24 protein-coding genes are annotated in these 22,737 nt (G+C 72.3%); 16 read left to right on the forward strand and 8 right to left on the reverse strand.

The features are described from left to right. Positions 1-5: 5 nt before the first annotated feature. The 4 genes from KLO01_RS09545 to KLO01_RS09560 are packed head-to-tail and all read left to right on the forward strand — an operon-like array spanning position 6 to position 3,664. Positions 6-755 (forward strand): cytochrome c biogenesis CcdA family protein, encoded by a 750-nt coding sequence (locus KLO01_RS09545; RefSeq protein ID WP_147064470.1) that lies wholly within the window; start codon positions 6-8, stop codon positions 753-755. Next, positions 755-2,347, forward strand: coding sequence for a cytochrome c biogenesis protein ResB (gene resB, locus KLO01_RS09550; protein WP_147064472.1), 1,593 nt, complete (start codon positions 755-757; stop codon positions 2,345-2,347). Before KLO01_RS09545 ends, resB begins: the two co-directional genes overlap by 1 nt. Then, on the forward strand, positions 2,344-3,339 hold the full coding sequence (gene ccsB / locus KLO01_RS09555; RefSeq protein WP_147064474.1) for a c-type cytochrome biogenesis protein CcsB: 996 nt from the start codon (positions 2,344-2,346) through the stop codon (positions 3,337-3,339). Before resB ends, ccsB begins: the two co-directional genes overlap by 4 nt. Positions 3,340-3,343: 4 nt before the next feature. Continuing rightward, positions 3,344-3,664, forward strand: coding sequence for a DUF4229 domain-containing protein (locus KLO01_RS09560; protein ID WP_147064476.1), 321 nt, complete (start codon positions 3,344-3,346; stop codon positions 3,662-3,664). A 131-nt stretch (positions 3,665-3,795) separates the two neighbouring features. Here KLO01_RS09560 and KLO01_RS09565 read toward each other — a convergent pair whose 3' ends face one another. From KLO01_RS09565 to menE, 3 genes are read right to left on the reverse strand one after another with little or no spacing between them, the layout of a single operon-like run. Further along, positions 3,796-4,680, reverse strand: coding sequence for a 1,4-dihydroxy-2-naphthoate polyprenyltransferase (locus KLO01_RS09565; RefSeq protein WP_147064478.1), 885 nt, complete (start codon positions 4,678-4,680; stop codon positions 3,796-3,798). A gap of 12 nt (positions 4,681-4,692) precedes the next feature. Beyond that, the gene (locus KLO01_RS09570; RefSeq protein WP_147064480.1) at positions 4,693-4,944 is read right to left on the reverse strand and encodes a PLDc N-terminal domain-containing protein; all 252 of its coding nucleotides are present in this window, start codon (positions 4,942-4,944) and stop codon (positions 4,693-4,695) included. 4 nt (positions 4,945-4,948) lie between these two features. Beyond that, positions 4,949-6,130 (reverse strand): o-succinylbenzoate--CoA ligase, encoded by a 1,182-nt coding sequence (gene menE / locus KLO01_RS09575; protein WP_147064483.1) that lies wholly within the window; start codon positions 6,128-6,130, stop codon positions 4,949-4,951. A 45-nt stretch (positions 6,131-6,175) separates the two neighbouring features. On the opposite strand from menE, the gene KLO01_RS09580 reads away from it, so the two are divergent. Then, a complete protein-coding gene (locus tag KLO01_RS09580) occupies positions 6,176-6,631 on the forward strand; it encodes a hypothetical protein (protein WP_147064485.1) in 456 nt (151 codons plus the stop codon). A 4-nt stretch (positions 6,632-6,635) separates the two neighbouring features. Here the strand turns inward: KLO01_RS09580 and KLO01_RS09585 are convergent, their stop codons facing one another. Both KLO01_RS09585 and KLO01_RS09590 read right to left on the reverse strand, forming a co-directional pair. Next, positions 6,636-7,586, reverse strand: a complete 951-nt coding sequence (locus tag KLO01_RS09585; RefSeq protein WP_147064487.1) for a 1,4-dihydroxy-2-naphthoyl-CoA synthase — start codon at positions 7,584-7,586, stop codon at positions 6,636-6,638. A 42-nt stretch (positions 7,587-7,628) separates the two neighbouring features. Beyond that, positions 7,629-7,871, reverse strand: a complete 243-nt coding sequence (locus KLO01_RS09590) for a hypothetical protein (RefSeq protein ID WP_147064489.1) — start codon at positions 7,869-7,871, stop codon at positions 7,629-7,631. Between the two features lie 51 nt (positions 7,872-7,922). Here KLO01_RS09590 and KLO01_RS09595 point away from each other — a divergent pair, with 51 nt between their 5' ends. The 6 genes from KLO01_RS09595 (at position 7,923) to KLO01_RS09620 (ending at position 14,270) form a co-directional block, all read left to right on the forward strand. Further along, a complete protein-coding gene (locus tag KLO01_RS09595; protein ID WP_147064491.1) occupies positions 7,923-8,906 on the forward strand; it encodes an o-succinylbenzoate synthase in 984 nt (327 codons plus the stop codon). After that, a complete protein-coding gene (locus KLO01_RS09600) occupies positions 8,903-9,628 on the forward strand; it encodes a VOC family protein (protein WP_147064493.1) in 726 nt (241 codons plus the stop codon). The genes KLO01_RS09595 and KLO01_RS09600 overlap by 4 nt, the downstream gene beginning before the upstream one ends. 66 nt (positions 9,629-9,694) lie before the next feature. Further along, positions 9,695-10,924 (forward strand): sigma-54-dependent transcriptional regulator family protein, encoded by a 1,230-nt coding sequence (locus KLO01_RS09605; protein ID WP_147064495.1) that lies wholly within the window; start codon positions 9,695-9,697, stop codon positions 10,922-10,924. A gap of 96 nt (positions 10,925-11,020) precedes the next feature. Beyond that, entirely contained in the window at positions 11,021-12,538 is a 1,518-nt protein-coding gene (gene exaC, locus KLO01_RS09610; RefSeq protein ID WP_147064497.1) for an acetaldehyde dehydrogenase ExaC, read from the forward strand. Between the two features lies 1 nt (position 12,539). Continuing rightward, entirely contained in the window at positions 12,540-12,929 is a 390-nt protein-coding gene (locus KLO01_RS09615; RefSeq protein WP_147064500.1) for a DUF779 domain-containing protein, read from the forward strand. Between the two features lie 54 nt (positions 12,930-12,983). Next, positions 12,984-14,270: an MFS transporter gene (locus tag KLO01_RS09620; RefSeq protein ID WP_147064501.1), complete on the forward strand. Its 1,287-nt coding sequence runs from the start codon at positions 12,984-12,986 to the stop codon at positions 14,268-14,270. Between the two features lie 4 nt (positions 14,271-14,274). Here the strand turns inward: KLO01_RS09620 and KLO01_RS09625 are convergent, their stop codons facing one another. From KLO01_RS09625 to KLO01_RS09635, 3 genes are all read right to left on the reverse strand, one after another. Next, entirely contained in the window at positions 14,275-15,108 is an 834-nt protein-coding gene (locus KLO01_RS09625; RefSeq protein ID WP_147064503.1) for an SDR family oxidoreductase, read from the reverse strand. A 2-nt stretch (positions 15,109-15,110) separates the two neighbouring features. Continuing rightward, positions 15,111-16,535 carry a mycothione reductase gene (locus tag KLO01_RS09630; protein ID WP_147064505.1) on the reverse strand — a complete coding sequence of 475 codons (1,425 nt, stop codon included), beginning with the start codon at positions 16,533-16,535 and terminating at the stop codon, positions 15,111-15,113. Positions 16,536-16,792: 257 nt separating this feature from the next. Continuing rightward, positions 16,793-18,085, reverse strand: coding sequence for an MFS transporter (locus KLO01_RS09635; protein ID WP_147064507.1), 1,293 nt, complete (start codon positions 18,083-18,085; stop codon positions 16,793-16,795). A 54-nt stretch (positions 18,086-18,139) separates the two neighbouring features. On the opposite strand from KLO01_RS09635, the gene KLO01_RS09640 reads away from it, so the two are divergent. From KLO01_RS09640 to menD, 5 genes are all read left to right on the forward strand, one after another. Next, complete coding sequence (locus KLO01_RS09640) at positions 18,140-19,036, forward strand: winged helix-turn-helix transcriptional regulator (RefSeq protein ID WP_147064509.1); 897 nt, start codon at positions 18,140-18,142, stop codon at positions 19,034-19,036. Positions 19,037-19,207: 171 nt separating this feature from the next. Further along, positions 19,208-19,372: a hypothetical protein gene (locus KLO01_RS17170; protein ID WP_186827989.1), complete on the forward strand. Its 165-nt coding sequence runs from the start codon at positions 19,208-19,210 to the stop codon at positions 19,370-19,372. Next, the gene (locus tag KLO01_RS09645) at positions 19,369-20,550 is read left to right on the forward strand and encodes a PGAP1-like alpha/beta domain-containing protein (RefSeq protein ID WP_147064511.1); all 1,182 of its coding nucleotides are present in this window, start codon (positions 19,369-19,371) and stop codon (positions 20,548-20,550) included. The genes KLO01_RS17170 and KLO01_RS09645 overlap by 4 nt, the downstream gene beginning before the upstream one ends. Further along, a complete protein-coding gene (locus tag KLO01_RS09650) occupies positions 20,547-21,005 on the forward strand; it encodes a DUF3817 domain-containing protein (RefSeq protein ID WP_147064513.1) in 459 nt (152 codons plus the stop codon). Before KLO01_RS09645 ends, KLO01_RS09650 begins: the two co-directional genes overlap by 4 nt. Continuing rightward, positions 21,005-22,726 (forward strand): 2-succinyl-5-enolpyruvyl-6-hydroxy-3-cyclohexene-1-carboxylic-acid synthase, encoded by a 1,722-nt coding sequence (menD, locus tag KLO01_RS09655; RefSeq protein ID WP_147064515.1) that lies wholly within the window; start codon positions 21,005-21,007, stop codon positions 22,724-22,726. The genes KLO01_RS09650 and menD overlap by 1 nt, the downstream gene beginning before the upstream one ends. Positions 22,727-22,737 lie beyond the last annotated feature (11 nt).

The raw sequence follows: 22,737 nt of genomic DNA on the forward strand, positions 1-22,737 counted from the left end.
CCGACGTGACCGACCAGATCGCCTCCGGAGCGCTCCCGCTCGCCGTCCTCGTGGCGGCGCTGGCCGGGCTCGTCTCGTTCGCGTCCCCGTGCGTGCTGCCCCTCGTGCCGGGCTTCCTCGGCTACGTCACGGGGCTGAGCGACACCGCGCTGGAGCAGCGGTCGAAGGGTCGGATGGTGCTCGGCGCCCTGCTCTTCGTCCTCGGCTTCGCGCTGGTCTTCGTGGTGGGCTCGATCTTCATCGCCACGCTGGGCCGCTCGCTCGTCGAGAACCGTGTGCTCCTGATGCGCGTCGGGGGCGCGTTCGTCATCCTCATGGGGCTCGTCTTCCTCGGGGTCGGTGCGCGCGCCGGGTCCCAGCGGCAGTTCGCCCCGACGTGGCGGCCGCGCGCCGGCCTCCTCGGCGCCCCGGTCCTCGGCGCCGTGTTCGGCCTTGGCTGGGCGCCCTGCACCGGCCCGACCCTCGCTGCCGTCATGACCCTGTCCGCCTCGACCACGAACCCGAGCACGGGCCGCGCGATGACGCTCGCGACGGCATACGCGCTGGGTCTGGGACTGCCGTTCATCCTCGCGGCGGCCGGGATCGAGAGGTTCGGGAGCGTCTCGCGGTGGGTCAGCCGGCACCACCGCGTCGTCCAGCTCGTCGGTGGCGGGCTCCTCGTCGTCGTCGGTGTGCTGCTGCTCACCGGTGTGTGGGAGTCGCTCACGCGCTGGCTCCAGTCCGAGCTGGTCAACGGGTTCCAGGTGCCGATCTGATGAGTCTGTCCACCCAGCCCAAGGACCCGCGGACCGAGCGCGACGACATCACCCAGCCCTCCCTCGGGCCCGTCGGGCTGCTGCGGTTCGCCTGGCGCCAGCTCACGTCGATGCGCACGGCGCTGTTCCTGCTGCTCCTGCTGGCCGTGGCCGCGCTGCCCGGCTCGATCTTCCCGCAGCGCTCCATCGACGCCGTCCGCACCGCCGACTGGATCGCCCGGCACGAGACGGCGGGCCCGTGGCTCGACAAGCTCGGCTTCTTCGAGGTCTACGCGTCGCCATGGTTCGCGGCGATCTACCTGCTGCTCCTCGTCTCGCTCGTCGGCTGCGTCCTGCCGCGCTCGAAGGTCCACTGGAAAGCCATGCGCTCGCAGCCCCCGCGCGCGCCCAAGCGTCTCGAGCGGCTCGCCGCGCACGACAGCGTGACCGTCGACGGGACGCCCGACGAGGTGCTGGAACGCGTGCGCGGCGCCCTCAAGGACGGCCGCTTCCGCACCCACTCGCACGACGCCTCGACGGTGTCGGCCGAGAAGGGCTACCTCAAGGAGACGGGCAACCTCTTCTTCCACCTCGCGCTCATCGGCGTCATCCTCGGGATGGCCGGCGGCCACCTCTTCGGCTGGAAGGCCGACATCATCCTGCCGGTGGGCGAGTCGATGGCCAACGTCGCGGCCCGCTACGACACCCTCAACACCGGCCCGCTCGTGGACCCGGCCGACTTCACGCCGTTCACGATGAAGCTCACGCGCTTCGACGCCGAGTTCGAGAGCGACGTCAAGGGCAAGGGCCAGTTCGGCTCGCCGCGTGACTTCACGGCCCACGTCGACTTCACCAAGGAGCCCGGCGCCAAGGTCGAGAAGAAGGTCATCCGGGTCAACGGCCCGCTCGAGACCGGCGGCGGCACGGCGTTTCTGCTCGGCAACGGCTACGCGCCGAAGATCACCGTCAAGGACGCCCAGGGCAACGTCACCTACTCGGACGCGACGCCGTTCCTCGCCCAGGACAACAACTACACGTCGGTCGGCGCGGTCAAGGTCGCCGGCGCGGGCCCTGCCGGCAAGCAGCTCGGGTTCGCCGGGCTCTTCCTGCCGACCGCGGTCCTCGACGAGCAGGGGCCGCACTCGGTCTTCCCCGACCTGCTCGAGCCGGCGCTCGCGCTGTCGGCCTTCGAGGGCACGCTCTTCCCGGGTGGGCGGCCGCAGTCGGTCTACTCGCTCGACACCGAGGGCATGACCCAGCTCAAGAACAAGGAGGGCACCGACCTCCTGCGCATCTGGCTCAAGCCGGGCGAGACCTACACGCTGCCCGGTGGTCAGGGCTCGATCACGTTCGACGGGGTCGAGCGGTTCGCCGGGATCTCGGTGCGCAACGACCCGGGCAAGGAGCTCACTCTCGTCGCCGCGCTCGTCGCGCTGCTCGGGCTCATCCTCTCCCTGACGATCCGGCGGCGCCGGGTCTTCGTGCGGGTTGTGCCCGCGCAGGAGGAGGGTCGTACCGTAGTGAGCATCGGCGGACTGGCCAAGGACGACGACGAGGGCATGGGCGATGAGCTCGAGGACGTCCTCACCCGACTGAAGGAACGACGCACGTGACCCACGAGACCCTGGCGAGCTACTCCAACCTCAGCCTGTACTCCGCGATGGCGGTCCTCACGCTCTCGATGCTCGGGTATGCCGGCTACCTCGCCGGCCTGCTCCCGGCACGTGAGCGACGGGGCGAGTCCGTCGACACCGCCGAGGCTCCCGAGCGCGAGCTCGTCGCGGCCGGTGGCGGACCCGTCGGTGGCGGCTCCGCTGCCGCGGCGGCTGCTGCGCCGGGCTCCGACTCCGAGGGCGAGGTGCCGTTGCGGGCCCGCAAGGCCGGCGGCGTCGCGCACATGTTCGCGATCCTCGGCACCGTCCTGCTGTTCGTGTCCGCCGCGCTGCGCGGTGGGTCGGTGGAGCGCTGGCCGCTGGGCAACATGTTCGAGTTCGGTGTGGCCGCCGCGCTGTTCACGATGGTCGTCTTCGTGGGCTGGGGCGTGCGCCGCGACCTCACGTGGCTCGGCCTGTTCGTCGTGGCGCCCGTGCTCATCCTGCTCGGCCTCGCCAACACGGTCTGGTACACCGAGGCCGCCGAGCTCATGCCGTCGCTCAAGAGCGTCTGGCTCATCATCCACGTCACCGTCGCGACGATCTCAGTGGGCCTGTTCGCCGTCGGGTTCATCGTCGCCCTGCTCTACCTCGCCAAGGACCGGTTCGGGGCCGACCGCGGCATCCTGCGTGCCCTGCCCTCCGAGAAGTCGCTCGAGCGCCTGACCTACGGGCTGCACATCGTCGCCTTCCCGCTGTGGACGTTCACCCTCATCGCCGGCGCCATCTGGGCCCGCCAGGCCTGGGGCTCCTACTGGAACTGGGACCCCAAGGAGGTCTGGACGTTCATCATCTGGGTCGTCTACGCGGCATACCTGCACGCGCGGGTGACCCGGGGCTGGCGTCGGCAGTCGGCCAGCTGGGTCGCCGTCGCGGGGTTCGTCTGCATCATCGTCAACTACGCCGTCGTCAACGTGTACTTCGTCGGCCAGCACTCGTACTCGGGACTCTGACCACATGTCGATGGTTCGCTACCTCATCCTGCGCACGCTGATCTTCGTCGGCTGCCTCGCCGCGACCTGGCTGCTCGGCATGCGTGACCGCGAGGAGCAGCTGCTCGCCGTGGTCATCGCCGCTGTCGCCTCGCTCGTCATCTCGGCGTTCGTGCTCAAGCCGTTCCGGCAGCAGGCCTCGGCCGCCCTCGCCGAGCGCGTCGACCGACGGGTGGAGCGCCGGCGCGAGCACACCACCGGCGTCGACGAGGACGCCGAGGACGCCGAGATCCAGCGCCCGCAGCGGCGTTCCGACGACACGGGCAGCGACTCCGACTTCCGCTAGGCCGCCCGAGGCAGCCGCATGTCGCGGCACGGCGACGGTCGAGATAGCACGACACGCCGCACCGAAGCGTCGGTGGCGGCGTGTCGTGCTATCTCGACCCGGCGGGGTCGTGGGAGCTGCGCGGTCGCGGGTCAGGCGAGGACGCGCGAGGCGAGGATGCCCGCGAAGACCGCCACGGCATACACGAGCTCGTAGCGACCGGTGGACCCGAGCACGGGCACGAGCCCGCGGCCCTCGACGCCACCCATGACAACCTGGACCGCGCGCCAGATGGCGGCGATCGACAGCAGGCCGACGAGCGCCCACGGGTCCCAGATGGCCATGACGCCGATGCAGAGGATGCTCAGCACGATGAGGCCGAGCCAGAGGCGGCGGGTGCCCGCGTCGCCGAGGCGCACGGCGAGGGTGTGCTTGCCGGTCTGCGAGTCCGTGGGGATGTCGCGCAGATTGTTGACGACGAGGATCGCCGACGCGATGGCGCCCACACCGACCGCCGCAGCCACGCCGAACCAAGTGAGGGTGCCGACCTGGGCGTACTGCGTGCCGAGGGTGGCGACCAGCCCGAAGAAGACGAAGACGAAGACCTCGCCGAGCCCCATGTAGCCGTAGGGGTTCTCGCCGCCGGTGTACTTCCACGCCGCGACGATCGACAGGATGCCGAGCGGCAGCAGCCACCACGCTTCGGCCAGCGCGACGAGTGCGAGCCCGGTGACCGCCGCGAACCCGAACGACAGGAACGCCGCCGCCTTGACGCTGCTCGGCTGCGCGAGCTTCTGCCCGACGAGACGCACCGGTCCGACGCGCGAGTCGTCTGTGCCGCGGATGCCGTCGGAGTAGTCGTTGGCGTAGTTCACACCGACCTGGAGCGCGAGGGCGACGACGCCTGCGAGGATCGCGATCGCGTAGCTCGGGTGGGAGTGCTGGGCGGCCGCGGCGGTGCCGATGACGACGGGGGCGACGGCAGCGAAGAGCGTGCGGGGGCGCGCACCGGCGACCCACTGATCGAAAGTGGCCATGAGCAGGGGTGCCTAGAGTCCTTTGAGGAAGTCGGGGTCGTCATCGGGTCCGCGCGGCATCGGGCGACGCGGCGCGGGCGGGGCCGCCTTGGGCCGTCCGGCGAGGAGCCAGGCGGCGGAGCCGGCGAACGGGAACAGCAGGATGACGAAGACCCAGATGAGCTTGGGCAGGCCCCGGACCTGCGAGTCGTCGGTCTGAACGCAGTCGACGACGCAGTAGATCGACAGCGCGAGCGCGAGCAGGAACGGCAGGAAGCGGAGCACGCCCCTATTCTCCCACGGCCCCGAACAGCGCCCGGATGGCCGCCCGGTCGGGCTTGCCGGGCCCGCGCACAGGGATCGCGTCGACCTCCCGGACCGCTCGGGGCAGGGCGTGGTCGGGGAGTATGCCGCGCAGCTGCTCGCGCAGCCCGCTCACCGTGGGTGCGGGGCCGGGTGTGCTCGACGAGCGCTCGCGGACGACTACGACGGCGAGCACCTCGCCCCACTCGGGGTCGGGGACGCCGACGGCGACGGCCTCGCTGATGCCGTCGAGGCGGGAGACGGCCTCCTCGACGAGGCGGGGTGCGACCTTGAGCCCGCCGGTGTTGACGAGGTCGTCGATGCGCCCGTCGACCCGCAGCCGTCCGTCGGGGTCGAGGTGGCCGATGTCGTCGGTGCGGAAGGTGCCGGGGCTCGGGAAGGCGTCGTGGGTGCGGGCGGGGTCACCGAGGTAGCCGGAGGCGACGGTAGCGCCGCGCAGCGAGATGCGGCCGTCGGTGTCGAGGTCGACGGACATGCCGTCGAGCGGGCGACCGTCGTAGACGCAGCCGCCGGCGGTCTCGCTCATGCCGTAGGTCGTCACCGCGGTGACGCCGGCCGCGGCCGCGCGGGTGAGCAGGTCGGGGTGGGTGGCGGCACCGCCGACGAGGACGGCGGTGAACCGGGCGAGGCGCCCGGTGGCGTCGTCGTCGGCGAGGAGGCGGGTGAGCTGGGTCGGGACGACCGAGACGTAGGTCGGCAGGTCGGTGTCCGGCATCGCGTCGACGGCGGCGACCCAGGTGGCCGGGGAGAAACCGTCGGAGAGGTCCATGACGTGAGGGGTCGTCCCGGCGACGACGGACCGCAGCAGCACCTGCAGCCCGGCGATGTGGTGCCCGGGGACGGTGAGCAGCCACTGGCCATGGCCCCCGAGCCGGGCAGCGGTGGCGTCGATGCTGCTGCGCAGGTTGGCGGCCGTGAGCATCGCCCGCTTCGGGGCGCCGGTGGAGCCGGACGTGCCGATCGCGACGGCGAGGCCGGCGGGGGGCTCGTCCACACCCTCGTCCACGGCGGCGGGTGCGAGGTCCGGGGGAGGTGAGCCCACGGCATACGGGGCGACGGGGGACCCGCCCTCGAGGGCGAGCGCGAGACGGGGGAGGACCTCGAGCGCGGCCGCGCCGGCGGGCACGGCGAGCGGCTCGATCCTCATGGGACAACTCTAGGCAGGGCGGGTCCCGGTGAGGATGATGGGCGCATGGACCCCGAGTTCGCGGCCTACCTCGAGCGGGTTCGCGCCCACCGAGCCGAGCTCGGCGAGTCGCTGGCCGCGCTCGACGCGGCGCTCGCGCTCCCGATCGGGCTGGGTGTGCTGTGGCGGCGGCGCGTGCGGGCTGCGCTCACCGAGCTCGAGCACGACCTGCGCGACCACCGTGCCATCACCGAGGAGCCCGGAGGCCTGTACTCCGACGCGGTGGCCCGGGCGCCCCGGCTGGCCTCCCTGGCGAAGCGCCAGATGGAGGACCACCTCGACTTCGTCGAGGTCGTGCAACGGCTCCTGGGCGAGCGCGAGGCCGGGCTCCAGAGCGCCGAAGCCGTTGCGGCGCACCGCGAAGCGGCGACCGAGCTCGTCGGGCGGATCATCCGTCACCGGCAGCGCGGCGCCGACCTCATCTACGAGGCGTACGAGGTCGACATCGGCGGCAGCGGCTGACCGGTCAGAAGTACCACGGGAACGGCGACCAGTCGGGCTCGCGCTTCTCGAGGAACTGGTCGCGCCCCTCGACCGCCTCGTCGGTCATGTAGGCGAGGCGGGTCGCCTCACCGGCGAAGACCTGCTGGCCCATGAGCCCGTCGTCGGTGAGGTTGAAGGCGAACTTGAGCATGCGCTGCGCCTGCGGCGACTTGGACATGATCTCGCGGGCGACCTGGAGGGCGTCGGACTCGAGCTCGGCGTGGGCGCTGACGATGTTGACCGCCCCCATCCGGTGCATGTCGTCGGCGGTGTAGGTGCGGCCGAGGAAGAAGATCTCGCGGGCGAACTTCTGCCCGACCATCTTGGCGAGGTAGGCGCTGCCGTAGCCCCCGTCGAATGAGCCCACGTCGGCGTCGGTCTGCTTGAAGCGGGCGTGCTCGCGCGAGGCCATCGTGAGGTCGCAGACGACGTGCAGCGAGTGGCCACCACCGGCCGCCCAGCCGTTCACGAGGCAGACGACGACCTTGGGCATCGTGCGGATGAGGCGCTGCACCTCGAGGATGTGGAGCCGCCCGCCCTCGGCCTTGACCCGGCGCTCGTCCACGCCGGCGGCGGTGACGTCGTCGGTGCCCTCCTGGGCGTACTGGTAACCCGAGCGTCCACGGATGCGCTGGTCGCCGCCGGAGCAGAACGCCCACTTGCCCTCGCTGCCCGTGCCCGACGGGCCCGGCCCGTTGCCCGTGAGCAGGACGACACCCACGTCGGCGCTGCGGCGGGCGTGGTCGAGCGCGCGGTAGAGCTCGTCGACGGTGTGCGGCCGGAAGGCGTTGAGCACCTCGGGCCGGTCGAAGGCGATGCGCACGGCACCGAGCCCGCGAGCCCGGTGGTAGGTGATGTCGGTGAAGTCGAAGCCCTCGACCTCGTCCCACGCCGCCGGGTCGAACGTCTCACTCACACCATCGATCGCAGTCACGCGTCGGAGCCTAACCGCGAGACGTGGAACGGCGTCAGGGCGTCAGCGCTGCCAGTCGTAGTCGGCGGCACCCTCGGCCGCCACGAGCTCGTCCGGCACGACGACGAAGTGGGTGCGCTCGGCCTCGGTGAGCGTGGCCGGGTCGACGGTGCCGTCGGGGTCGACGACCTCGAGGTGCGCTCGCAGGGCACCTTCCGCGAACTCGTTCCACGTGAGGCCCGAGCGCTTGGCGTAGGCGCGGGCCTGCTTGAGGAGGGCGGAGTCGAGGCTGATCGTGGTCTGCATGCTCCCAGAGTAGGTTCGCACCATGTGTTTGCTCCCTCCCACACGCGGCCGATGAGCCGGCCGACCCTCGACGACGTCCTCGCCTCGCTGCGGGTCGTGTCGATCCCGATGCGGGTGCGCTTCCGTGGCGTGACCGAGCGCGAGGTCGCGCTCGTCGAGGGCCCGGCCGGGTGGGGCGAGTTCGGGCCGTTCCTCGAGTACGGACCGGCCGAGGCCAGTCGCTGGCTGGCGTCCGCGGTCGAGGCGGCGTGGGTCGGGTGGCCGGACGCGGTGCGCGACTCGGTGCCGGTCAACGCGACCGTCCCGGCGGTGGGTCCCGAGGCCGTCCCCGGCGTGCTGCAGCGCTTCCCGGGGTGCACGACGGCCAAGGTCAAGGTCGCCGAGCCCGGGCAGACCGCGGACGACGACGTATGCCGTGTGGCCGCCGTCCGTGATGCGATGGGACCTGCCGCTCGGGTCCGGGTCGACGCCAACGGCGCCTGGGACGTCGACACCGCGACCGACGTGCTCGGGCGGCTCACGGCATACGACATCGAGTACGCCGAGCAGCCGTGCGCCACGGTCGAGGAGCTGCGCGACCTGCGAGTCGTGCTGGCGCGCAGCGGGATCGACGTGCCGGTCGCTGCCGACGAGTCGATCCGCAAGGCCGAGGACCCCATGCGCGTGCGCGACCTCGAGGCCGCCGACATCATCGTCATCAAGGCGGCGCCGCTCGGGGGAGTGCGGCGGGCGCTCGACATCGTGCAGGAGTGCGGGCTGCCCGCCGTGGTGTCGTCGGCCCTCGACACGAGCGTCGGCATGGCGGCCGGCGTGGCACTGGCCGCCGCCCTGCCACGGCTCGACCACGCGTGCGGACTCGGGACGGTGGCGCTGCTCGACGGTGACGTGACCACCGAGTCGCTCACGCCGGTCGACGGCGCCCTCCCGGTGCGCCGGGTGGTCGCCGACCCCGGCCTGCTCGACCGTCACGCCGCGGCGCCCGAGCGGGCCGCGTGGTGGCGCGACCGGGTGAGCGCTGCCTGGGGGCTCGCATGATCGACGTCCGTTGGGTCTGGGCCTTCCTCGACACCGTCGAGGCAGACGCCGACCGCTCGTGGGAGTTCTGGAGCACGGTGACGAGAGCTGCCCTCGCGCCGGCTCGTGGCCCGCGCGACGAGTTCTCGACGCTCGTCCCTGCCACTGGCGACGCGTGGGTCAAGCTCCAGAAGGTCCTCGACGGCGGTGGCGTGCACCTCGACCTGGACGTCGACGTCCCGCTGGCGGAGGCGGCGGAGGAGGCGGCCCGGCTCGGTGCCGCCGAGGTCCACCGCGCCGACGACGTCGTCGTCATGCGGTCACCGGCCGGCTTCACCTTCTGCCTCACGTCGTGGACCAACGCCGGCTCGGCCGCGGCACAGGTCCGCGACGGCGAGCCCGACCTGCTCGACCAGGTCTGCCTCGACGTCCCCGCCGACGGGTACGCCCGTGAGGTGGACTTCTGGGAGTCGCTCACCGGCTGGCCGAAGCGGCCCGGGTCGCTCCCGGAGTTCGTCTCGCTGACGCGACCGGACGGCATACCCGTGCGGTTGCTGTTCCAACGTCTCGGTGAGGCGAGCGGTGCGGCCCGCGGCCATGTCGACTTCGCCTGCCGCGACCGCGGGGCGAGCCGGGAGGTCCACGTCGCCGCCGGGGCGGGCGTCGTGTCCGAGCACGACTTCTGGACCGTGATGCGCGACCCCGTGGGGCGGGTCTACTGCCTCACCCACCGGCAGCCCTGAGGATTCGCCCGCCACGTCACAGGCTGGCGGGTTAGCGTCGTCGGGAGCGACGGAGATGGAGGGTCGATGGCGACCAAGGGTCTGCGAGGTCGGCGCAGTGCGCTCGAGCGTGCGCGCTCGGCGTGGGCGGACCGGCTCGGCCCCCGCCCCGTGACGACCGACGTCGACGACACGATCGTCGACAGCTGGGACCGCAGCGCCGGCCACGTGTCCGAGGGCATGACCGAGGCGCCCATGGCCGACCCCGACCAGACCCGCGCCGAGTTCGAGGACTCGCCCCTGCACGTCGCCGTCGGCAACATCTCGACCGAGCTCCGCAGGGCCGCCGAGGACGGTGACCTCGTCGTCGCCGTCACCGACCGCGACACCCGGATCCTGTGGACCTACGGCGGACGCGTCATGCGGCGCAAGGCCGAGCGGGTGAACTTCGTCCCCGGTGGGCGGTGGGACGAGGAGAGCGTCGGCACCAACGCGCTCAGCCTCGCGCAGCAGACCGGCCGGACGCAGACGGTCTTCTCGGCCGAGCACTTCGCGCCGATCGTCCACAACTGGGTCTGCTGGGCCGCGCCGGTCCACGACCCGACGACGGGCGAGCAGATCGGCGTCCTCGACCTGTCGACGACGTGGGACCGCACCCACCCCATCGGCGCCGCCACCGCGACGGCCCTCGCGGCCCTCCTCGAGCGCGAGATCCCGCGCGGCGGGCTCGCGGGGGTGACGCCCCAGCTGGGCACGGGGCTGACGCTGCGGATCCTCGGTGCCGCCGAGGCCCACCTCGACGGGGCCCGGCTGCTGCTCACCCGGCGCCAGAGCGAGATCCTCGCCCTGCTCGCCCTCCATCCCGAGGGGCTCACCCTCGACGCCCTGCACGCCGCGCTCTACGGCGATGCCCGGGTCTCGCCGTCGACCCTCAAGGCCGAGGTGTCGCACTTGCGGCACGCCCTCGGCGGCCGGCTCTCGTCCCGGCCCTACCGCCTCGACCTGCCCGTGACCTGCGACGCCCTCACCGTCACCGAGGCGGTCCGCGCCCGGGATGTGCAGCGAGCGGTCGAGCACTACGGCGGGGACCTCGTCCCGGGCACCGAGTCGCCCGAGCTGACGTCCACGGGGGAGTACCTCGCCGTCGCCGTCCGCGAGTCGCTGCTCGCCGACCCGCGCCCGGACGTCGTCGTCCGCTACGCCCGGGCGGTGCCGTGGGACGTCGAGGTCGTCGAGCGGGCGCTCGCGGTCCTGGGCGACCGGCCGCACCCGGCGCGGGCCGAGCTCGTGGCCCAGGCGCGCGCCGCCAACCTCTGACGGGGTCGGCCAACCTTCGACCAACCCTCCCCGACCTAGCGTCCGTCCCAGACGGTGATGCAGTGGCGCGTCGCCCGTGGACAAGGAGGTCCGGTCATGGTCTTTGCACCCCCGAACACCGACGGCTCGAAGGTGACGCTCCCGTCGCACCTCGACAACTTCATCGGTGGCAAGTGGGTCCCGGCGCAGGACGGTGAGACGTTCGAGGACATCTCGCCGGTCGACGGCAAGGCGTTCGTCACCGTGGCGCGCAGCAAGGCGGCCGACATCGACGCCGCCGTGCAGGCAGGGACCGACGCCAAGGATGCCTGGGGTCGCACCTCGACCACGGAGCGCAGCAACATCCTGCTCAAGATCGCCGACCGGCTCGAGTCACACCTCGAGGAGCTCGCCGTCCTCGAGTGCTGGGAGAACGGCAAGCCGGTGCGCGAGACCCTCGCAGCGGACCTGCCGCTCGCGATCGACCACTTCCGCTACTTCGCCGGCTGCGTGCGCGCCCAGGAGGGCGGCATCTCCGAGATCGACCACGACACGATGGCCTACCACTTCCACGAGCCGCTCGGCGTCGTCGGCCAGATCATCCCGTGGAACTTCCCGATCCTCATGGCGACGTGGAAGCTCGCCCCGGCCCTGGCCGCCGGCAACTGCGTCGTCCTCAAGCCGGCCGAGCAGACGCCCGCGTCGATCCTCAAGGTCGTCGAGCTCATCGCGGACCTGCTGCCCGACGGTGTCCTCAACGTCGTCAACGGCTTCGGCGTCGAGGCCGGCAAGCCGCTCGCCTCGCACGACGGCATCAGCAAGATCGCCTTCACCGGTGAGACGACGACCGGCCGCCTCATCATGCAGTACGCCTCGCAGAAGATCATCCCCGTCACCCTCGAGCTCGGTGGCAAGAGCCCCAACGTCTTCTTCGGCGACGTCATGGCACAGGACGACGCGTTCCTCGACAAGGCCCTCGAGGGCTTCACGATGTTCGCGCTCAACCAGGGCGAGGTCTGCACGTGTCCCTCCCGCGCCCTCGTCCAGGAGTCGATCTACGACGAGTTCATGGAGAAGGCGATCGCCCGGGTCGAGGCCATCACGGTCGGCAACCCGCTCGACCCGAACGTCATGGTCGGCGCCCAGGCGAGCAACGACCAGTACGAGAAGATCCTCAGCTACCTCGACATCGGCCGCCAAGAGGGTGCCAGGGTCCTCACCGGCGGCAGCAAGCGCACGGTCGACGGTCTCGAGGGCGGCTTCTACATCGAGCCGACCGTCTTCGAGGGCGACAACTCGATGCGCGTGTTCCAGGAGGAGATCTTCGGGCCGGTCCTGTCGGTCACGAAGTTCACCGACCAGGAGGACGCCCTGCGCATCGCCAACGACACCCTCTACGGCCTCGGGGCGGGAGTCTGGTCGCGCGACACGAACACGGCATACCGGATGGGCCGCGGCATCGAGGCGGGACGCGTCTGGGTCAACTGCTACCACCAGTACCCCGCGCACGCCGCGTTCGGTGGCTACAAGCAGTCCGGCATCGGTCGCGAGAACCACAAGATGATGCTCGACCACTACCAGCAGACGAAGAACCTGCTCGTGTCCTACAGCCCCGACAAGCTCGGGTTTTTCTGAGATGACCAAGCCATCGGTGGCGACCCGCGTCGAGCTCACGGACCCTGCCGCGGAGCTCCTCGCGCGACTGGAGCGCATCCACGGTGCGCTCATGTTCCACCAGTCGGGCGGGTGCTGCGACGGGTCGTCACCGATGTGCTTTCCGGCCGGGGAGTTCATCACCTCGGATGCCGACGTGCTGCTCGGCACGTTGGCGCCCGAGGGCGTGACGCCGATCGAGTTCTGGATGAGCCGCTCGCAGTACGAGTACTGGAAGCACACCCACCTCACCGTCGACGTCGTCCCCGGGCGCGGCTCGGGGTTCTCGGTCGAGGCACCCGAGGGCGTGCGCTTCCTGATCCGGAGCCGGCTCATGACCCAGGAGGAGCTGGAGGCGTTCGACCTGCTGTGAGACGGCCTCCGTCGCGTATGCCGTCCGCCCACGTCCGGACATAGGCTTCCTCGCGTGCCGCTGCTCCTCGACCTCGAACCGCTGAGGAGCAACACCGACTACCGGCGCCTGTATGCCGGGTTCACCCTGTCGAACATCGGCTCCCAGCTCGCTGTCGTCGCGATCGGGCTCCAGGTCTACGACCTGACCCGGTCGACGGCGTCGGTGGGCGTCGTCGGGCTCTGCGCCCTCGTGCCGCTCGTCGTCATGGGCCTCTACGGCGGGACGCTCGTCGACCACTTCGACCGGCGCATCGTCGGGCTCGTGGCGCAGTCGGTCGCGTTCGTCGTGTCCGTGCTCTGCGCGCTGCAGGCGTGGATGGGCAACAGCTCGGTGCTCGTGCTCTACGCGCTCGTCGCCGCGTGGAACGCCGCGTTCGCGGTGTCGTCGCCGGCCCGCACGTCGATCTATCCGCGCATCCTGCGCCGCGAGCAGCTGCCCGCCGCCAACGCGCTGTCGGTGTTCGCGATGAACGCCTCGATGACCGTCGGGCCGCTGCTCGCCGGCCTGCTCGTCGACTGGGGCGGGTTCCGCGCGGCCTACACCGTCGACGCCGTCATCACCACGGCCGCGCTGTGGGGCCTGGCCCGGTTGCCCTCCCTCCCACCGGAACCCGGCGACTCCGGTGAGGCGACGTCCACGAGGCGAGCACCCGGCATACGGTCGGTTCTCGATGGCTTCTCGTTCCTCGCGACCCGGCCCAACGTCCGGATGACCTTCATCGCCGACATCTGCGCGATGGTGCTCGCCCAGCCCCGCGTGCTCTTCCCGGCGGCCGGTGCGGTGATCTTCGGCGGGGGCGCGACGACCGTCGGGCTGCTGTCGGCGGCGGCCGCGGTGGGCGGCATCGGGGCGATGTTCTTCTCGGGCCGGCTGGGCTCGGTGATCCACCAGGGCAGGGCGATCCTCGTCTCGATCGTCGGGTGGGGCGCGGCGATCGCGGGGCTGGGCGCGGCGATGCTCGCCGCCGGCGACGTGCTCACCCGTGGGCAGGCGCTCTGGGTCGGGCTCGTGGCGATGGCCGTCGCGGGTGGGTCGGACTCGGTGAGCGCGGTGTTCCGGACGACGATCCTCCAGTCAGCGACGCCGGACCACCTGCGTGGTCGCCTCCAGGGCGTGTTCATCGTCGTCGTCGCGGGTGGGCCGCGCCTGGGTGAGCTGCTCGGCGGGTTCGTCGCCGAGAACATCGGTGAGGGGATGACGGCTCTGGTGGGCGGGTTCGCCTGTGTCGCAGCGATCGTCGTCCTCGCGCGGGTGACGCCGGGGTTCCTGCGCTACGACGCGCGCAACCCCACCCCCTGACCGTTCACGCCCCGGTCGGCGGCTCGATCCACGTGCCGGTGTCGTCGACGACGCGGGAGCCGTCGAGGTCCGCGAGCGAGAGTCCGACGAAGGTCCGCGCGGCCTCGGAGGTCTGCCACCGGAAGCGGTACTCGGCGCTCGTCGCCGCGTCCGCGACGGCCGCACCGGCGTCGGCGGCGCTCTGGGCGTTGGCGAACGACCCGGCCGCGCGCGCCAGGTAGGCGTCGAGCTGGGCGGCATACGGCCCGGGGGCGATGCGCACGCCGTTGTCGACGAAGTCGCTCCCGACGGCGGCGGGCTCGACGACGCTGACCCACACCCCGACCGAGCGGGCGACCGGGGCGAGCGACTGCATGAAGCCCTCGACCGCGAACTTCGCGCCGCAGTAGGCATCGGCGAACGGCTGGCCGACGACACCACCGACGCTGCTCACGGTGAGGATGCGCCCCTCGCCGGCCTCGCGCATGAGGGGGAGGGCGGCGCGGGTGAGGTTCACCGGGCCGAGGTAGTTGACGTCGAGCTGGGCCTGCACGTCGGCCGTCGACAGCTGCTCGGCCGTCCCCACGAGCCCCTGGCCGGCATTGTTGACGAGGACGTCGAGCCGGCCGTGGTCGGCGTGCACCTGCTCCACGAGGGCCGTCGCCGCGGCGTGGTCGGTGACGTCGAGCGGCCGGACGTCGAGCGTGACGCCTGCTGCGTCGGCGGCCTCGCGCAGCCGTGTCGCACGACCCGTGTCGCGCATCGTCGCCACGACCGTGTGGCCGCGGCGGGCCAGCTCGACGGCGGCGTGCAGGCCGATGCCGGAGGACGTGCCGGTGAGAAGTGCGACGGGTCCCATGGTCACTCTCCGGGGAGGTCGAGTCCGAGGAGGGCGTTCTCGACGACCTCGGCGAGGGCGGGGTGGATCCAGTACTGGCCGCGGGCGACCTCGCGCGCCGACTGCCCGAACGACGCCGCCTGGATGAGCGGCTGGATGAGCGTCGACGCCTGCGGGCCCATGCAGTGCGCGGACAGCAGCAGGCCCGTGGTCGGGTCGGCGTAGACGGAGAGGATGCCGGTGGTGTCCTCGAGGGCCCACCCGTATGCCGTGTCGCCGAAGGACTGCGTGTAGCTCACGTAGGGCGTGCCGGCCTCGTCGAGCTCGGCCCGCGTGGGTCCGAACGCGGCGATCTGGGGGTGTCCGAAGACGGCGTGCGGGACGAAGCGGTGGTCGGCGTCCATGGGCGTGGCGTCGGGGTCGCGGTGGCGGCCGGTGTCGACGGCGAGGTTGTGCGCGACGACGCGCGCCTCGTGGTTGGCGACGTGCTTGAGCTGCCACGTGTTCGCGACGTCACCGAGCGCCCAGACCCCGTCGGCGGTGGTGCGCTGCTGCTCGTCGACGACGACCACGCCGCGGTCGTCGAGCTCGATGCCGGCGGCCTCGACCCCGAGCCGTGAGCCGTTGGGCGTGCGGCCGACCGCGACGAGGACCGCGTCGACCTCGACGTCGGTGTCGCCGTCGAGCCCCTTGAGGGCGAGGGTCCACGTGCCGGTGTCGGAGCGCGTGGCCGACGACACGACGGTCTCGAGCCGCAGGTCGTGGCGCCCGCGGGCCAGCTCGGTGTAGCGCCGCGAGATGGCCTCGTCCTCGGCCCGGAGCAGGCGGCCCGAGCGCTGGACCTGGGTGACCTCGACGCCCAGCGAGCTGAAGACGTGCGCGAACTCGCAGGCGACGAACCCGCCGCCGATGATCGCCATCCGCTGAGGCAGCTCGTCCATGCGCATCACGGTGTCGCTCGTGTGGACGCCACGGGCGGGGTCGACCCGGTCGAGACCGTCGACGTCGAGCAGGTCCGCGCGCGAGCCGGCGGCCACGACGACGCGGTCGGCCGTGATCTCCTCACCGGTCGACAGCGCGAGGCGACGCTCGCCGACGAAACGGGCGGTCGCGGCATACACGGTCACGAAGTCCTGGCTGCGCCGGTAGCGCTCACCACCCGCGGCGATCTGGTCGATCCGGTCGGTGAAGATCCGGTCGCGGATGGCCGGCCAGTCGACCTCGACCTCGCGGCTGATGTGCACCCCGAGCCGCTCGGCCTCGCGGGACTCGAGCACGCGGTCGGCGGGCAGGACGAGCATCTTGGTCGGGATGCAGCCGACGTTGAGGCAGGTGCCCCCGAACGTGCCCTCCTCGACGATGGCGATGTCGAGCCCGTCGAGCTCCGGGGTGAGGAGCGAGTTGCCCGACCCGGTGCCGATGATGATCAGGTCGTGGTGGGTCGCCATGACAGCAGCGTATGCCGGGTGCCCGCGTGCCGTTCCGGCCGCCGGTCGGCTCACCTTTCCCGCCCGGAGTGGGTTCCGTGCACTGGGCCCGGCGTCGGCACCCCTGCGAAGCGCACGTTTCCGGGGTGCAGTCGCGTTCGCGCCACGAACCCGACCGGGGCGCGCCGACGACTTCACCTCGCCCCAGTGCTCGGCGCAGGCTGGTCACCCCGCCGACTCGACGACCTCGAACCCCCGTACGACCCCACCGACCAGCGCTACGTCCCCGACGACTGGGTCCCCGATGACGAAATCTCAGCCGCCTGACCAACCTGTCCAGCCTCGCCCACCTCGTCGAGGTCGGTGAGGTCGTGCAGCGTGCGGATTCGACTCAACAGGACGATCGCCACCTGGACCGCCCCGACCGCAGCGAACGCGACGAGCGCCCACCGCGCCCCGACCCACGTCGCCACGAGACCCGCGACGAGACCGCCGACCGGGATCGCGCCCCACGACACGAACCGCACCGTCGCCATGACGCGCGACAGCATCTCGGGCGGACTCGCCTGCTGCCGGTAGGTCCGGGTCGCGGTGCTGAACACGACCACGCCGCCCGAGAAGACGATGTTGCCGAGCGCGAAGGCGGCCCACGCCAGCCACCCGGTCCCGAGCGGGATGAGCAGCCCGCCGACGAACGACACGACCGACGCTGCGACGCAGGCCCGCGCGGACCCGAGCGCACGGACGATGCGAGGGGACAGTGCCGCACCGATGAGGGCGCCGACCCCCTCAGCGGCGAGCAGAAAGCCGACGAACGCAGCAGGGGTGTCGAGGTCGCGCACGAGATAGAGCGCGAAGAGCGCCATCTGGGCGCCGCACACGAAGTTCACGGCGGTGGCCGACCACATGCACGGGGCCATCACCGGGTGCCGTGACACGAACCGCCACCCCTCGCCGATCATCTGCCGCATCGGCGGGCGGTCGTCGGAAGTCGTCGCGGCGGGCCGACTCGGCAGTGTCCGCAGGAGCACCGCGGACACCAGATAGCTCACGGCATCGACGAGCAGCGTCGGCACCGCGCCGAGCAGCTGGATCGCGAGTCCGCCGACCGAGGGCCCGCCGAGCTGCGTCGTCGCGTGCGTCCCCGACATGAGGCTGTTGCGCTCGTGCAGCTGGTCCCGGGGGACGACGAGCGGCAGGAAGGTCGAGTTCGCCACGTCGAAGACCACGTCCGCGAACCCGACGACGAGGGCCACGACGACGAGCTGGGCGATGCTGAGGTGGCCGGTCCACCACGTGACGGGCACCGAGGCGACCGCGACGGCTCGGGCGAGGTCCATGGTCACCTGTGTGCCGCGTAGGGGGAGCCGGGCCACGAGCGCACCGGCGGGCAGGCCCATGACGAGCCACGCGGCATACGCGGCGGCAGCGATGAGTCCCATCTGGAACGGTGTCGCGTCGAGCACGGTGATCGCGGTGAGCGGCAGGGCGATCGACCCGACCGCCGAGCCCAGGTTGCTCGTCGCGCTGGCTCCCCAGTAGGTCCAGAACGACCGTGCGTTCCCGGTCATGCCATGCCCTCCGCATCTAATGAGTTCCAATATGGAACGGACTATACTCACGTCATGCGCCGAGAGGACCTGTCCGACGAGGACTGCGGCATCGCCCAGTCCCTCGGCGTGCTCCGGGACTGGTGGACCTTCCTCATCGTCCGCGACGTCGCCGGCGGGGCCACCCGCTTCGACGCCCTCCAGGCTGAGCTGGGCATCAGCCGTCGCGCGCTCAGCGAACGGCTCACCGGCCTCGTCGACGACGGCGTGCTCGACCGCGTCGCCTACTCGCAGCGCCCGCTGCGCCACGAGTACGTCCTCACGGCAAAGGGCGAGGCGCTCCTCCCGGTCCTCGTCGCCCTCCAGGACTGGGGTGCCCGCCACGTCCTCGGCGACGGCTCGGTGAGCGCCGGAATCACCCTGGGCTCGGCCGAGGCGCGCCGCGTCGGTGACCTCGTGGGCCAGGCGCTGCCAGCGGTCATCCTGACCGGCCACGACGGCATACCGGTCGATCTGTCGTCCCTGGGCTCGTGCGCCGTTCTCTTCTGTATGCCGGGGGCCTGGGCCCCTGCGGCACAGGGCTATCCGCCGGGCTGGGGTGAGATCCCCGGTGCGGCCGGGTGCACCGTCGAGGCGAAGGCGTATGCCGCGGCGCAGACCGCGTTCGTCGAGCGTGGCGTCGTAGTGCACGGCGTGAGCACCCAGAGGCCGGACCAGCAGGCGGCGTTCGCCGGGCATGCGGACCTGCCCTACGTGCTGCTGTCCGACGAGGACCTGCGGTTAGCGGGGTCGCTGCGGCTGCCGACCTTCCGGTCCGGGGGCGTCGACCGGCTCAAGCGCTGCACGCTGGTGCTCGACCCGGCGGGGGTGGTCCGGGCGGTACAGGCTCCGGTGACAGACCCGGCGGCCTCGGCCCTCGAGGTGCTGGCGATCGTCGACGACCTCGTCGAGGGGGCCATGGCTCGACGCTGAGATCTGTCCACAGGCGACCCAGCGCGCCCGCGTCGTCCACAACTTCTACCGGTGAGGTCGACGGGGAAAGCGCTGTCGGAGTTGGCTGTTCGCATGGTCGATGCAGCGGATCTCAGACGACGGGCCGGACGCTGGCGAGAGGCGGCCGAGGTGACGAGGCAGGAGTGTGCCGTGCTGCGCCAGGTGGCCGAGCTCAGCTGGCGGTCACCGTCGGCCGCCGAGTTCCGGCGGGTCCTCGAGGTCCGTCTGCGCGAGCTGCGCGACCTCGCCGAGCGTGAGGACGCGGTCGCCGACCTGCTCGACCGCGTCGCGGACACCGCCGAGCGCGCGGCGTGAGCGACCTCGACGTCACCGGGGGCGTCGGCGGGATCGAGGTCGCGATCGAGGACCTCCGCCGCGCCGCGTCGCGGCTGCGCCGGGCCGCCGACGTCGTCGAGGGTGCGGTGCCCGAGCGCTGGCGTGCGCCCTCGTGGGACCTGCTGACCGCAGCGCCCGACCTCGCGCACCTCGTCGTCCGGGCCCGGCTGGCGTCGACCGCGGCCGCAGATGCGGTCGGCCACAGCGTGCAGCGGCTGCGGGCCCTCGCCGTCTCGACCGACCGCGCGGCAACGGCATACGAACGGGCCGAGGCGACGACCCGTGGGCTCCTGGCCGGGCTGCACGACCAGGCCATGTCGATCGCGTGGTTGGTGTCGGCGGTCACCGGCAGGGCGTTCGGCCTGCTCGACGAGGGGAAGGGGTGGGACGTCACGCTGACCCCGGTGCCAGCGCCCGACTGCGTTCCGTCGCCCACGTCCGCCGACTCGATGCTGGCCGGTGTCGAGACCCTCGGCGACCGCGACAGCACCGGCGGTGTGCGCGTCGTCGAACTCGCCGCCACCGACGGCACCACCACGTGGGTCGTGCAGGTGCCGGGCACGCACGGCGGCTGGGCGGAGGGCGGCCGCGTCCCGATGGACTGGCCGGCCAACGTCTCGCTCATGCTCAGTGCCACGAGCGCCTCCAAGGTCGCGGCCACGCGGGCGCTCGACCTCGCCCAGGCCGGCCGGGCGGGGCCACACGACCGGGTCGTCCTCGTCGGCCACAGCCAGGGCGGCATCGTCGCGGCCGCCCTCGCCTCCGACCCCGCGTTCACGCGCACCCACCGGGTGAGCCACGTCCTCACCGCGGGCTCGCCCATCGACGACTTCCCGATCCCCGACTCGACGCAGGTCCTCTCGCTCCAGCACGGGACCGACCCGGTGCACGCGCTCGACGCCTCGCCACCGCCCGACCGGCGGAGCTGGACGACGGTCGAGGCGCCGGCCCCGGTCGACGTCCGCACCCACCTCACCGCGGGGGCCCACGCCCTCTCCGCCTACCGCGCGACGGCCTCGAAGGTCGACCGGTCCGGCGACGTCTCGCTGCGCCGGTGGCGGGCGGGGATCGCCCCTGCCCTCACGCTCGCCCCGGGCGCCGAGCCTGTGGTGCATGAGTTCCGCTCGGAGCGGCGGTGGCAGAATCGCGACTCGTGACCCCCAAACTGCTGTTCCGCCGCGTGGCCGTCGCCGAGGCGTTCACCTGGGCCCTGCTCCTCATCGGCATGTTCCTCAAGTACGTCGCGGGGACCACCGACCTCGGCGTCCGGATCTTCGGCATGGTGCACGGGGTCGTCTTCATCGCCTACGGGCTCATCGCCATCACGACGTGGGTCAACCAGCGCTGGCAGCTCGGCGTGGGCATGCTCGCCCTCGTGAGCGCCGTCCCGCCGTTCGTGACGATCCTCTTCGACCGTCGCGTCGAGGCCGCCGGGCTGCTTGAGGGCCCGTGGCGCTTCGGCGCCGGCGGTGAGACGCCGAGCACCCTGCCCGAGCGCGTCCTCGCCTGGCTGACCCGCAACCCCGGCCTCGCCGCCGTCGTGGGCATCGTGGCCGTGGCCGGGCTCACCGGCGTCGCGCTCGTCGTCGGCCCGCCCGCCTCGGGCAGCTGATGAACCCCTCCACCGCGCTCGCTCGCGTGCTCGTCGACGAGCTCATTCGCGGTGGGGTGCGTGACGTCGTCCTCGCCCCCGGTTCGCGCTCCGCGCCCCTCGCGTATGCCGTCCAGCAGGCCGAGCGCGACGGCCGACTCCGGCTGCACGTCCGGGTGGACGAGCGCACGGCAGGATTCCTCGCGCTGGGTCTCGCGAAGGGCTCCGGCGCACCGGTTCCCGTCATCACGACATCGGGCACGGCCGTCGCGAACCTCCATCCCGCGGTGCTCGAGGCACACCACACCGGCATCCCGCTCGTGGTGCTCTCGGCCGACCGCCCGGCAGAGCTGCGTGGAACCGGCGCCAACCAGACGACGGTCCAACCCGGCATGTTCGGCCCGGCGGTGCGGTGGTCCGCGGACCTCCCCGCGCCGGAGGCGGTCGGGTCCGTGGGTGCCTTCCACCGCAGTTCCGTATGCCGTGCCCTCGCCGCCGCCCTCGGCGCGCCGGGCAGCGGCGTCCCCGCGTCCTCCCGTGGTCCGGTCCACCTCAACGTCTCCTTCCGTGACCCCCTCACCCCCGCCGCCCCAGATCGCGATCAGTCGGAGGTCCATGCGGGGCGGGCCGACGGCCGGCCGTGGGTCGAGGTGCCCCAGGACGCCCACCTCGCCGGGCACGGCGGCATCCCAGACGTGCCACGCACGCTCGTCGTCCTCGGTGACCTCACGCCGTCCCCGGTGAGCTCGCAACAGGTCCTCCGGTGGGCGGCGGGTCGTTCGTACCCCGTCATCGCCGAACCCTTCGGCGACCACGCCCGGGACGGCGTCGTGCCGCACGGCCCGCTCGTCCTCACCGACGCCGACTGGCTCGCCGAGCACCTGCCGGAGCGGGTGCTCGTCGTCGGGCGCATCACCCTCTCGCGCGCCGTGGCCGGTCTCCTTCGCAACCCGGCCGTGCGCGTCGAGGTGCTCAGCGGTCAGCCCCAGTGGTCGGACCCCGGTCACGTCGCCCACGCGGTCCATCCTCTGGTGCACCTTGCCGGCGACGCCGAGGTCGAGGGCGACGCAGCCTGGGCGGCGGCGTGGGCTGACGCGGGCTCGGCCGTCGCGAAGGCGGTCTCGGTCTCCCCACCGCAGTGGGGCACCGGACTGGCGGTCGGCGAGCTCCTCGGCGAGGTGCTGCCCGAGGACGCCCGGCTCTTCATCGGCTCGTCGAACCCGGTCCGCGACCTCGACCTCGGACTCGCGCCCCGGCGCGCCCCGCTCACGGTCGTCGGCAACCGCGGTCTCGCTGGCATTGACGGCTGCCTCTCGACCGCCATCGGGCTCGCCCTGACGACCGAGGCACCCAGCTATGCCTGGGTCGGCGACCTCACCTTCCTCCACGACTCCAACGCGCTCGCCCTCGGTCCCGACGAGCCCCGTCCGGACCTCACGGTCCTCGTCACCAACGACGACGGCGGTGGCATCTTCCGCACCCTCGAGCACGGCGCACCCGAGCGGGCCGACGACTTCGGCCGCATCTTCGGCACCCCGACGGGGACCGACTTCGGGGCACTGTGCCGGGCACACGGCATACGCCATGTCCTTGCCGAGTCCCGCGACGCGGCAGCCGAGGCGCTGCGCGCGACTCCCGAAGGGATCACCGTCGTCGAGGTGCCGGTCGACGCCGAGTCGCACCGTGGGGCGCACGAGCGTCTGCGGCAGGTCGCGCGCGGGGCCCTGGCGATTTCGGCCTGAGCCGACCGCTT

It is taken from the genome of Knoellia locipacati (assembly GCF_007992835.1).
Lineage (GTDB): Bacteria > Actinomycetota > Actinomycetes > Actinomycetales > Dermatophilaceae > Knoellia > Knoellia locipacati.